This is a genomic window from Peptacetobacter sp. (genome assembly GCF_029264495.1).
In the GTDB taxonomy this organism is placed as follows: Bacteria; Bacillota; Clostridia; order Peptostreptococcales; family Peptostreptococcaceae; genus Peptacetobacter.
Window position 1 is genome coordinate 56831 of the sequence record NZ_JARIBH010000007.1, and the last position, 12793, is coordinate 69623.

A 12793-nucleotide genomic window follows, 5' to 3' on the forward strand; every position below is an offset into this window, starting at 1 on the left:
AGGAATTAAAAATGAGAATAGTATTATGTTGCGCAGGTGGTTTTTCAACAACAATGTTAATGGAAAACATGAAAAAAACAGTAAAAGAAAGTAAAAAATTAGATGAAAGTAAATTTGACTTTATAGCTATACCAGTTGATACATTATCTCAAGAAATTGATAATTGTGATGTATTAGTTATAGGTCCTCAAATAGCACACAAATTAGAATCTTTAAAACCTATGTTAGAAGAAAAGAAAGTTCCATATACAGTAATTGATAGAGATACTTACGGTAAAATGGATGGAGCAACAGCTTTCAAAATGGCTCTTATAGCTCACAAAAAAGCTAATATGTAATAATTATAAATTGGGAGGAGAATTTATATATGTTCAAAAAGATAGAAAGTTTTATGAATAAATATCTACTACCACTTGCACATAAAGTAGATAAACAAAAACATCTTAGTGCAATAAAAAAATCTATGGTAGCAATGACACCATTAATAATGATAGGGAGTTTATGTCTAATACCAGAAGCTATACCTAATCTTATAGGGCAAGAAAATCCTATTTCAGTATGGATAATGAATAATTTAGATACTATATATTTACCATTTACATATGGTATGGGATTCATGAGTTTATATGTTGCAGCTAGTATTGCTTATAATTTAGGTAAATCATACAATATGAATATACCTGGATGTTTAAGTATGGGAATAATAGCATTTTTATTAGTTACTTTATATAATGATCCTGAAACAGGAGAATTATCAGTTAAATATCTAAGTACAAAAGGTCTTATAATGGGTATGCTAGCTCCAATGTTAGCAGTTGAATTATATAGATGGTGTCTAAAAAAGAAATTCACAATTAAGATGCCAGAAGGTGTTCCAGATTTTGTTTCAAGTTCATTTGAAATGATACCAGTTTCTGTAATAGTAATAGGTTCATTCCTTGCATTTAGATTATTCTCAGTTAATGTTTTAGGATGCATGCCACCAGAAATATTGACGCCAGTATTAGCTCCATTATTAGGTGCATTAGATAGTCCGTTTGGATTCTTTGTAAACCAGTTCTTATCTTGTTTATTATTCTTCTTTGGGATACATCCATCTGTAATGAGTCCGGTAACAAGTCCTATATCAAATCAGTTTTTAGCAGAAAATCAGGCTGCACATATGGCTGGACAGGCGTTACCTCATTTCTATACAGGAGGAATGGTATCTCCATTTGCTAACTTTACAGGAACAGGTATAACAATTGGTTTAGTTATATGGTGTTTAAGATCTAGAGCTAAGTCTCAGAGAACAGTTGGTAAAGTATCATTAATTCCAACTTTATTTGGTATAAATGAACCAATATTATTCGGTGCACCAATAGTATTAAACCCAATATTCTTTATACCATATGTTATAGGTGGATCAATATTAGGTTCTATTCCAGCATTTATGATGCACTTTGGATTACTTAATAAATCTTGGTTCAACCCACCATATGTTGGGGTATTCTTAGAAGGATTTTTAGCTACAGGAGACTGGAGAGCAATAATAGCAAACCTAATACAACTTGTTGGTTCGATAATAATTTGGTATCCGTTCTTTAAATTATATGAAAAAGAAGAATTAAAAGCAGAAAAATCAAATACAGAGGAAATTCAAGCAATAAGTAAAGAAGATGAAGCATTACTTGATGATTTGGATTTAGATTTCTAATAATTATTTTAAGGACAGGCATAGCCTGTCCTTTATTTAAAAGGAGTATTAATATGAACTTATTTATAGAAAAAATGAGAAAAGATTTAAAAGAAAATGAAGCAATACTTGCAAAATCTAAAGATATAAAAAAATATTTAAATACTCTAGAGGGTAGTGGGGTAGAAATACTAATATTAAAAAAGAAAATATATTTGATTATGGATGGAAGATATATTGAAGATGCAAAACAAAGATATTACAATAATAAAAATATTTACATATTGAAAAATGATAAAAAAACAAATATAGAAATAATCAAAGAAATATGTAAAAATGATAAAATAAATAAATTAAAAGTTGAATATAATGCATATAAAATAAAAGAGTATATGAATTTAGAGAAATTGAAACTGGAATTAGAAAATTTTGATGAAGAATTTAAAAAAATAAGAATGATTAAAACGAAAAATGAGATAGAAATTATAATGGAAGCTTGTGAGATAACAGATAAAGTATTTGAAAATGTAATAAATAATATAAAAATAGGAATGACTGAAAGAGAAATAAGTGCTTTAGTTCAATATTATTCTATAAAATTTGGAGCAAGTAAAATGTCATTTGATCCGGTTATATCATCTGGCAAAAGAACAGCATATCCACATGCAAGACCAAGTGATAAAAAAATAGAAAAAAATGATTTTATAATGTTAGATTTTGGCATTGAATACAGAGGGTATCAATCAGATATGACAAGAATGATATTTATAGGAAAACCAAATAAAAAGATTGAAGAAATATATAATATAGTTTTAAATGCACAATTGGAAGCGATAAAAAATATAAAAATAGGGGAAAAATGTAAAAATATAGATAAAATATCTAGAGATATAATAAAAAAGTTTGGATATGGGGATTATTTTGTACATGGTCTAGGACATGGAATAGGTATAAATAATGGAGATGAATATCCAAAATTAAATAAAGAAAGCGAAATGATTTTACAAGAAGGTATGATTATGTCATGTGAACCAGGAATATATCTTCCTAATATAGGTGGTATAAGAATAGAAGATGATGTGTGTATAATTAATGGAAAAGCAGTTTCATTAAATAAAACAACAAAAAAAATTATAGTATTGGAGAATAAAGATGAAATATAATTTTGATAAAATAAATAATAGAAAAGGTACATACTGTACACAGTGGGATTATATACAAGATAGATTTGGTGTAGAAGATATTTTACCATTTTCAATATCAGATACTGATTTTATAGTTCCTTATGAAGTTACAGAAAAATTAAAATCAGTTTTAGAACATCAAATTTTTGGATATACGAGATGGAATCATGATGATTTTAAAAATAGTATAGTTAATTTCTTTAAAAAAAGATTTGATACAGAAGTTAAAAAAGATTGGGTTATATACAGCCCTAGTGTAATGTATTCAGTATCATTACTTATAAAATTATTATCTAAGGATAATGATATAGTTGCAACATTTAATCCTATGTATGATGCATTTTTTAATGTAATAGAAGGTAATAATAGAAAAATAGGTAAAGTAGATTTAATAGAAAAAGATGGAAAATTTTATATAGATTTTAATAAACTAGAGGAAATGTTAAAAAAATCAAAACTTCTTCTCCTTTGTTCACCACATAACCCAACAGGTAAAGTTTTTACAGAAAAAGAGCTTGTAAAAATAGTTAAACTGTGTAAAAAATATAGTATAAAGATAATATCTGATGAAATACACATGGATATAATTCTAGGTGAAAAAAAACATAATCCTATAATAAAATTTTTGAAAGAATACAATGATTTATATTTAGTGTCATCAGGATCAAAAACATTTAATTATCCCGCATTAATTTGTTCATATGCAATTATTCCAAATGATAATATAAAAGAAGAATTTTTAACTACTACTAGAAAAAAAGAATTTTTAAATTCAGCAAGTATACCTGGTATGTATGCTACAATGATTTCATATAATGAATGCGATGATTATATAGAAGAATTAGTTGCATATATAAATAAAAATATGGATTATGTAGAAAAATATATAAAAGAAAATATAAAGGATTTAAAATTTAAAAAGCCAGAAGGAACATATTTAGCATGGATAGATTGTAGAAAACTTAAATACTCTTCTGAAGAATTACAAGATGTGCTTGTAAATATCGGAAAAGTTGGTATTATGAAAGGAGAAGTATATGGTGGGGAAAAATATCTTCGATTAAATTGTGGATGCAGTATAGAAAAATTAAAATTAGGTCTTGAAAAATTGAAAAATAGTATAGAATATTTAAAACTTAAATAGCAAAAGAAATGAATATTAGTATATATCAAAAATAAAGTAATAAAAAAGAGGAGATTTAAAAATCTCCCTTTTTTATTATAATATTCTATTCAGATAAATCGTCATAAGAAAGAACTTGAACATCAGGTTTAAGTTTATATAAAATATCTTTTCGCTCAACTATTATGTCAGCATTATTTTTTAAAATATCATCTTCTCTCAACTTAGTTAATAGTTCATTAGTTGGATTGATTGCAATAGGGTGTCCAACTCTTTTAAGCATATTTATATCACCATTTGTATCACCATATGCATATGACTTAGATAAATCTATATCGTACTTTTCTACAAGTTCTGTAATAGCATTATTTTTGCTCTCAGAATCCCACATTGGAACAAGTTCTCCAGTAAAATATCCATTTTCTATTATATATTTACTTCCTATATAATTTGTAACATGATATTTTTCAGCCATTTTTTTTACTAAAAAATCGGGACTTCCAGAAATAAAAATTACAATATCGCCAGCTTTTAAATGTCTTTCTATCTGAGAACGAGTATATTTATATACTCTATCAGCCTTTGTTTTTATAACTTGATCAGCAGCAAATTCGATGCTATGCCAATCAACGCCTTTCAAAGAATCTACATATAAGTCACATACCTCTAATAAATAATCATCATAATTACCTTGTCTTTTATCCCAATTTAAAAATGTATTTCTAGCATGTTCCATCCAAGCTTTTTCATCTATAACTTCGTATTTAATTAATTTTTTAAAATGTTCTACCATAAGTGAATCTCTATAAAGAGTTCCATCAATATCAAAAAATGCCGCTCTTTTTTTCATAAGCATTACCCCCTATCTTGATATATATTTCTACTAGTATACAGCAAATATTTAAAATAGTACAGTAAAAATTCTATCAATAAAACTTTTCGTGATATATAATAAATATTGATATATTATAAAAGATAGAAAGGAGGATAGATAATTTTAATAGTTATCTATTGAAGATATATGAATTTGAAATTTAATTTTGCAAAACTTACTCAATCAAGACTTATGGGAAGTATGGGAATGATTGTAGATAGTACAGATGAAAGTGGAAATAATATAAAACAGTATTTTTTATTGGATTCAGAGGGATTAGGACTTTGTGATTATGTGAAATTAATAAATCCATCAGAAAAAAGAGCATATATGGAAGAAGAAAGATTGATGGGAGGACTTGGTTCAGATAGGATAGAAATATCAGAAGAAGAATCTAAATTTTTAATAAAGCATTTTGGAAGTAGAAATATAAAATATGAAAAAGAATTAGCAGGAGAAGTAGAAGATTATATAGATATAATAAATAATTTCAAAACAAATATTTGTATATATGATTTATATCCTAAAATTTGTAAAGAAGTAAAAGAAGAAGTAGAATTTGTAAATTATATGGTTATGAGACTTGTTGCGTGGGATAGAGAGGCTTTGACTTACTATTCTGGTAGTGAAGAAATAGGTAGTATGCATATAACAAATATAAATGGAACGCTTCTAAAAACAAATATAGTTTCTAGAGGAAATGGAAAATATATTTCAGAAACAATTTATGAAGATAATGATGGATACTATATTTGTAAGATAGCGCTTAGTATAGAAAAAATAAATGACAACTTCAAATTAAAATCAATGGTCGTATCTGAATCAGAGCCAATATATGATTTTGAAGTTTTTGATGAGATTTCTAAAGAAGAGTTTGTTGATATATATACTATTGATAATGAAGAACAATTTTTAGAAAAATTCTATGAAGATAATCCTTTTGTTATGAAAAGTGATATGGAGGAAGATACTGTATTATTTACAAGATTTAATTTTAATAATGACCATGTAAAAGCGAACTCATATGTTATAAATAATGATATAAAAGCTATATATTATAGCAATGCAGGTATGTTTTTTGTTGGAACTTATTCAGAAAAAGACAGAAAATATATAAATGGATTATTAAGTGTAAATTACTCGGAATTTTTAACATATCAAGATTCTATGTTCTTTGAACAAAATGCATTATATGATTTTGTAGAATCTGGAAATGATGATTTTTATGATTTTTTAGATGATGAAGAATAAAGAATAAAAAATAAGAAAAATTAAAATGTAAAGGAAAAGCTATTAAGATTCTATTAATAAAATTGAATTTTGATAGCTTTTATTTTAATAAAAAATATAAATAGAATATAGTAAGAATGATATAAAGGATTATTTTAAAGATATATATGAATATTTGTTCATATATTTGTAAAAAAGTATTGCAAAAAATATGATCTAAGATTATAATGAATACATGAACAGATATTCATATATTCATATATAAGGAGGTAAAATATGATAAATAAAAAGATAGAATGTTGTACAGAAAATAGAGTACATGAGAATATAGTAAATAAAATAAAGGAAAAAATGCCAGATGAAGAGGTATTGGCAGATTTAGCAGATTTATTTAGAGTATTTGGAGATACAACAAGGGTTAAGATAATTTTTGCATTATTTTCAAATGAAATGTGTGTATGTGATATAGCAGAACTTTTAGGAATGACACAATCAGCTATATCTCATCAACTAAGAGTTTTAAAAAATGCACGACTTGTAAAATTTAGAAAAGAAGGAAAGACTGTATTTTATTCTCTAGATGATGAACATATAAGTGGAATATTAGAACGTGGTTTAGAACATATAAATGAAGAATATAAAAGATAATTACAGAGAATATAAACTATAAAAAGAAGGTGAATTTTATGGCAAAAAGAATAGATTTCTTATTAGAAGGATTAAATTGTGCACATTGTGCTGAAAAAATAAACGATAAAGTATCTAAAGTAAATTATGTTGAAAATAGTAATATGAATTTTGTTGCAAAAAAACTATCTGTTTTCATGGAAGATAAGGATATAACAAGAGAAAATGTATCAAAAATAGCTAAAATAGTACATGAAACAGAAAGTGGAATAACAGTAAGTCTATTAAAAAATAAAATATTAGGTGAATTACAATTTGATAATAAAGGAAATATTTTAGAAAATATCAGTGGACAAAATAAAAAACAAATGGTTGATATAAATTCTTTATACAATAATCATAATCACGATGAACATTGCAATTGTGGAGGAGAACATGAGCATAGTGATTGCTGTAGTTCTCATCATGAACACAGTCATAACCATAGTCATAACCATGAACAAGTTAATGTAAAATCTGAAAAAAATAAAGAATCAGTATTAAACTCAAATCTAATAAAAATTATAATAGGAGTGGCTGTTTATATATTTGGTATCTATGAATCAGCAGTTGGTAACACAGGAATATTTGGAATGGTTATATTCTTAGCAGCATATATTTTAATAGGTGGAGATGTTTTATTAAAAGCAATAAAGAACTTATTTAGAGGACAAGTTTTAGATGAAAACTTTTTAATGTCAATAGCTACAGTAGGAGCAATAGCAATAGGTGAATATTCTGAAGCAGTTGGAGTTATGTTATTTTATAAAATAGGTGAATATTTACAGCAAAAAGCAGTTGGGAAATCTAGAAAATCAATATCTGCTCTTATGGAAATAAAAGCAGAATTTGCAAATTTAGTTAAAAATGGAACTATGCAAAAAGTTGATCCAGAAGATGTAAATGTAGGTGATATAATAGCTGTTAAGCCAGGGGAAAAAATTCCACTAGATGGAATTGTTACAGATGGAGAAGCTATGTTAGATACTTCTGCTATAACAGGTGAATCTGTGTTAAGAGATGTAAAATCAGGAGATGAAGTTGTATCAGGAACAATAAATACTAATTCTCTTATATATATTAAAGTTACAAAGGAATATAGTGAATCAACAGTTGCTAAAATTTTAGATATGGTTGAAAATGCAGGAAGTAGAAAATCACAAACAGAAAACTTTATTTCAAAATTCTGTAGATATTATACACCAATAGTTGTAATTTTAGCATTAGCAGTTGCGTTTATTCCTCCTATAGTAATAGAAGGAGCTTCATTTAGAGATTGGATATATAGAGGTCTTATATTCTTAGTAGTTTCTTGTCCTTGTGCATTAGTACTTTCAATACCTCTAAGTTTCTTTGGTGGAATAGGGACAGCATCAAAAAATGGAATACTTATAAAAGGAAGTAACTATTTAGAAGCTATGAGAAATGTAAATACTGTAGTTTTAGATAAGACAGGAACAATAACTAAAGGTGTCTTTAAAGTTACAGAAATAATTTCTAATGATGTAGATAAAGATGAAGTATTAAAATTTGCAGCTATTGCAGAGGCAAATTCAAATCATCCTATAGCAAAATCTATAATGGAAAGTTATAAAAAAGAATTCAAAGAAGAAATAAATTTAAATGAAATAGATAAATATGAAGAAATAGCAGCATATGGAATAAAAGCAAAATATCAAGGAAAAACTATACTTGCAGGAAGTTCAAAACTTTTAGATAGTGAAAATATAGTATATAGAAAAAATGATGAACAAGGAACTACAGTATATATAGCTGTTGATGGAAAATATATTGGTTCTATAATTATATCAGATGAATTGAAAGAAGATAGTAAAAAAGCAATTGAAGATATGAAAAAATCAGGAATATCAAATATAATAATGCTTACAGGAGATAATGAGTCAGCAGCATCTAAAATAGCAAAAGAAGTTGGAATAGATAAATACTATTCAGGACTTTTACCAAATGAAAAAGTAGAAATGCTTGAAAATATAGCGAATGAAAATATAAAAGGAAATACAGCATTTATTGGAGATGGTATAAATGATGCACCAGTACTAGCAAGAGCAGATGTAGGTATTGCTATGGGTGGAGTAGGATCTGATGCAGCAATAGAAGCTAGTGATATAGTATTTATGACAGATGAACTTTCAAAAGTATCTATTGCAAAAAAAATATCTGAGAAAACAAACACAATAGTATGGCAAAATATAATATTTGCTATGAGTATAAAAATAATAGTTATGATTTTAAGTACTGGAGGACTAGCAAATATGTGGGAAGCTATATTTGCAGATGTTGGAGTGGCAGTTATAGCAGTATTAAATGCTATTAGAACATTAAAATAACAAAAATTAATAAACATATAAATGTTGGGTATGTGGATAATAATGAAAATTAAGAATTAACAAACTTAATAAATAAAAGTTTAATACGATATAAAATATTTAATATGAATCTTAAAAATTTTACTGATATAAAAAAATTACTTGTATACATAAAAAAATAAATAAAATATTGATAAAACACACGCATTTCTTAAAAATAAAAAGGAAATGTGTGTGTTTTTTGAAAATTTCAATTAATTTGTAAAATATATTGTAATTATGGAAGATAGGTGATATTATTAAAACAGATAGATAAATTGAAATTATAAAATTAATAGAAGTATCTATTAGGAACTCTGGAGAGTCTCCAAAAGGGGCGCCGAAGGTGTACGCAGACGAAAGTTTGTCAATCTCTCAGGCAAAAGGACAGAGCAACATGCAAACCTAAGCTTTTAGGTTATGTTTGCAAATGTTCTACTCTTATTTTGGAGCTGATTTTCAGCTCTATTTTTATTTTACAAAAATAAAGAAAAGGAGAGTAAAAACATGGAATTATTTTTAGACAATCTATTAAACGTAGTAGTAGTAATCAATAGTTTTCTTTGGAATTTCTTACTACTATTCATCTTATGTGGAGTAGGAATTTACTACACATTCAAACTAAAATTTATACAGGTTAGAAAGTTTGGAGAGGGATTTAAGTTAGTTTTCGGTAATTTAAAATTAAAAGGTGAAAAAAAAGAACATGGTGAAATGACACCTTTCCAATCATTAGCAACAGCTATAGCAGCACAAGTTGGTACAGGTAACTTAACAGGTGCAGCAACAGCACTTCTTTCTGGAGGACCAGGAGCTATATTCTGGATGTGGATAAGTGCATTCTTTGGAATGGCTACTATATATTCAGAAGCAACTTTAGCACAGAAATATAGAACAGTTGTTGATGGAGAAGTAACTGGAGGGCCAGTATATTATATCAGAGCTGCATTTACAGGGAAATTTGGTAAATTCTTAGCAGCAGCATTCTCAATTTTAATCATACTTGCACTTGGATTTATGGGAAATATGGTTCAATCAAATTCAATCGGTGCAGCATTTTCAGAAGTTTTCGCAAGTAGAAATATAGACATACCTCCTATAACAGTAGGATTATTATTAGCAGTATTAGCAGGATTTGTATTTATAGGTGGAACACAGAGATTAGCATCTGTAGTTGAAAAAATAGTACCTATAATGGCATTTGTATATATAATAGGAAGTTTAGTATTAATAGGAATGAATATAACAGCAGTTCCAGAAGCTTTAAAAATGATTGTTGTTGGAGCATTCGATCCAAAAGCAGTTCTAGGTGGAGCAGTTGGTATAACAATAAAAGAAGCTATACGTTATGGTGTTGCAAGAGGTCTATTCTCTAATGAAGCTGGTATGGGTTCTACACCACATGCACATGCTAGAGCAACAGCAAAAAATCCTCATGAACAAGGATTAACAGCTATGGTAAGTGTATTTATAGATACATTTATAATATTAAACTTAACAGCATTTTCTATAATAACAAGTGGTGCTTTAGGTTCTGGAAAAGAAGGTATAGCACTTACTCAAACAGCTTTTGTAAATACATTTGGTAATGGTGGAGATTTATTTATAGCAATATGTTTATTATTCTTTGCATTCTCTACTATACTAGGATGGCATTTCTTTGGACGGATAAATGTAAAATATTTATTTGGACAAAAAGCAGTAAAAATATATTCATTAATAGTAATATTATTTATAATAGTTGGATCAACATTAAAAGTTGAATTAGTATGGCAATTAGCAGACTGTTTCAATGGATTAATGGTTATACCAAATGCTATAGCACTATTTGCACTTAGTGGAGTAGTTGTAGGTATATATAAAAAATATAAAGATGATGATTCAAGTAATTAAAAATAAATAATTAATTAGTTTGTAGTATTGATTTTGGTGGTGCGAAGTCGATATGAAATATAAAGTTAAGATTTAAGATTCAAAACAGATTAAAAAAACTCCAAGAATTCTTGGAGTTTTTTTATTGAATATAAATTATTTAAAATCATAATTATTTAATTAGATTAAAATATTTTTCATAATAGTAAAGATATTTATTTTCCAGAACCAAATATGTTACAAAGTTTTATACCTAATGTATCACAGAATAACCCTAGAAAAATACCAGCTGCTATAGAAGGTATTATCATAAAATCTCCCCCAGAAGCGAAAGTAGAAAACGATCCAATGAAAGCTCCAGGTACAAAAGCTAAGATTTTGGATTTACCTGCAAAACACATTAAAAATGTTGTAACAAAGGTAAAAACAAGTCCAATGTGAGCAAAATTTATTTGATTTCCAAAATAAACTGATATTAAAGCATATAAAACACCACTGCCAACGCAAGTAAAAGTGATTGGTAGAGCATTTAATCCTTTTTTTGGACCAGCAAAATAAGCTGTACAACCAGCAAAACCAGCCCAACCAAGCATGCCTAAATTATTCGCAATTAAAATCCAAATAGTACAAAGAAAAGCTGTAGCAAAAGCACATAAAGTATTATCAGATATTTTTTTAGACATAAATCCTCCTTTAAATAATATATAAATATAGAACTGATTTTATCAGTAATATGAAAAAATATCAATTAATAAATATAATAAAAAGTTTCTAATAAGAATATTAAATATAAATTGAAGTTAGCATTTACTATAATATATTATTATCTATTTTATAATACATAGAAAAATACACATATAAAGTGTGATAAACTACCAAGCATTATAAAAATATGGAATATTTCATGGAATCCAAAGTTTTTAAACTCTAAAAATTTTGGCTTAGAAGCATAGATAATTGCCCCAATTGTATAAAATAAACCACCTAATATAAGATATAAAAGTCCGCTTAAAGAAAGAGCATGATAAAGAGGAACAATAAGTACAACAGAAACCCAACCCATAGCGATATAAATTATAGTAGAAATCCATCTTGGGCATTTAAACCAAAATAGTTTAAAACATATACCAGCGATTGCAGCAATACTCACTATTGAAAATAAAATATAACCTTGTTTACCCTTTAGAGAAATTAAACAAAATGGAGCATATGATCCAGCAATTAATAAAAATATCATAGAATGATCTATCTTTCTAAGCCATGATATTACAGTATCAGATGAAATAATTAAATGATAAACAGTAGATGCAGTATATAAAAGTATCATACTAGTACCAAAAATTATAACTGAAGTTATAGCTAATGGATTAGGTGTATTTATAGAAGCTTTTATGACTAAAGCAAGAAGTCCAATAAATGATAAAATTGCACCTAAAAGATGAGTAAATCCATTTCCAGCTTCTCTTACATGATTATTTAAATTCAAAATAATCCCTCCTTTATTAAGATAAAAATTAAAATATAAGTTACTTTAAAATAAAATTAACTAGAATTTATAAAGATTATTATACTATATTATTATTAAATTATCCTAAAAATCAAATCAAAACTGAAAACTAAACAATTGAATTTAAAGGGATTCACAGAATAGATAAAAAAATAATAAAAAAAATATAAAAAAAGTGTTGACCTTTTATTAATGAGATGGTAATATAATACTTGTCCTTGAGAGAGGGCAAGAAACAAAAGAGAAAATCGAAAGATTAAAATGAACTTTGAAAACTGAACAGCAGATATATTTAG

11 protein-coding genes and 1 riboswitch are annotated in these 12793 nt (G+C 26.7%); of the genes, 8 read left to right on the forward strand and 3 right to left on the reverse strand.

Going from position 1 to position 12793, the window contains the following annotated elements:
• The first annotated feature begins 11 nt into the window (after positions 1-11).
• Genes Q1J78_RS00580 through Q1J78_RS00595 form a run of 4 tightly spaced genes read left to right on the forward strand, consistent with a single transcriptional unit; the run spans position 12 to position 4003 of the window.
• The gene (locus Q1J78_RS00580) at positions 12-338 is read left to right on the forward strand and encodes a PTS sugar transporter subunit IIB (RefSeq protein ID WP_300280348.1); all 327 of its coding nucleotides are present in this window, start codon (positions 12-14) and stop codon (positions 336-338) included.
• Positions 339-367: 29 nt separating this feature from the next.
• Positions 368-1696 (forward strand): PTS sugar transporter subunit IIC, encoded by a 1329-nt coding sequence (locus Q1J78_RS00585; RefSeq protein ID WP_300280351.1) that lies wholly within the window; start codon positions 368-370, stop codon positions 1694-1696.
• 53 nt (positions 1697-1749) lie between these two features.
• The gene (locus Q1J78_RS00590; protein WP_300280353.1) at positions 1750-2838 is read left to right on the forward strand and encodes a M24 family metallopeptidase; all 1089 of its coding nucleotides are present in this window, start codon (positions 1750-1752) and stop codon (positions 2836-2838) included.
• Positions 2828-4003: a MalY/PatB family protein gene (locus Q1J78_RS00595; protein WP_300280356.1), complete on the forward strand. Its 1176-nt coding sequence runs from the start codon at positions 2828-2830 to the stop codon at positions 4001-4003. Before Q1J78_RS00590 ends, Q1J78_RS00595 begins: the two co-directional genes overlap by 11 nt.
• 85 nt (positions 4004-4088) lie before the next feature.
• On the opposite strand, the gene Q1J78_RS00600 is transcribed toward Q1J78_RS00595, so the two are convergent.
• Positions 4089-4832, reverse strand: a complete 744-nt coding sequence (locus Q1J78_RS00600) for an HAD family hydrolase (RefSeq protein ID WP_300280359.1) — start codon at positions 4830-4832, stop codon at positions 4089-4091.
• Positions 4833-5003: 171 nt separating this feature from the next.
• Here Q1J78_RS00600 and Q1J78_RS00605 point away from each other — a divergent pair, with 171 nt between their 5' ends.
• The 4 genes from Q1J78_RS00605 (at position 5004) to Q1J78_RS00620 (ending at position 11011) form a co-directional block, all read left to right on the forward strand.
• On the forward strand, positions 5004-6107 hold the full coding sequence (locus tag Q1J78_RS00605; RefSeq protein ID WP_300280362.1) for a hypothetical protein: 1104 nt from the start codon (positions 5004-5006) through the stop codon (positions 6105-6107).
• Between the two features lie 255 nt (positions 6108-6362).
• On the forward strand, positions 6363-6734 hold the full coding sequence (locus Q1J78_RS00610; RefSeq protein ID WP_300280365.1) for an ArsR/SmtB family transcription factor: 372 nt from the start codon (positions 6363-6365) through the stop codon (positions 6732-6734).
• A 38-nt stretch (positions 6735-6772) separates the two neighbouring features.
• Positions 6773-9100, forward strand: a complete 2328-nt coding sequence (locus Q1J78_RS00615; RefSeq protein WP_300280369.1) for a heavy metal translocating P-type ATPase — start codon at positions 6773-6775, stop codon at positions 9098-9100.
• Between the two features lie 325 nt (positions 9101-9425).
• Positions 9426-9519, forward strand: a riboswitch (glycine riboswitch).
• Between the two features lie 106 nt (positions 9520-9625).
• Positions 9626-11011 (forward strand): alanine/glycine:cation symporter family protein, encoded by a 1386-nt coding sequence (locus tag Q1J78_RS00620; RefSeq protein WP_300280372.1) that lies wholly within the window; start codon positions 9626-9628, stop codon positions 11009-11011.
• A gap of 194 nt (positions 11012-11205) precedes the next feature.
• Here the strand turns inward: Q1J78_RS00620 and Q1J78_RS00625 are convergent, their stop codons facing one another.
• Together Q1J78_RS00625 and trhA are read right to left on the reverse strand one after the other, a co-directional pair.
• On the reverse strand, positions 11206-11673 hold the full coding sequence (locus tag Q1J78_RS00625) for a DUF1097 domain-containing protein (protein WP_300280375.1): 468 nt from the start codon (positions 11671-11673) through the stop codon (positions 11206-11208).
• Between the two features lie 149 nt (positions 11674-11822).
• Positions 11823-12476 carry a PAQR family membrane homeostasis protein TrhA gene (trhA, locus tag Q1J78_RS00630; protein WP_300280378.1) on the reverse strand — a complete coding sequence of 218 codons (654 nt, stop codon included), beginning with the start codon at positions 12474-12476 and terminating at the stop codon, positions 11823-11825.
• Positions 12477-12793: the final 317 nt, after the last annotated feature.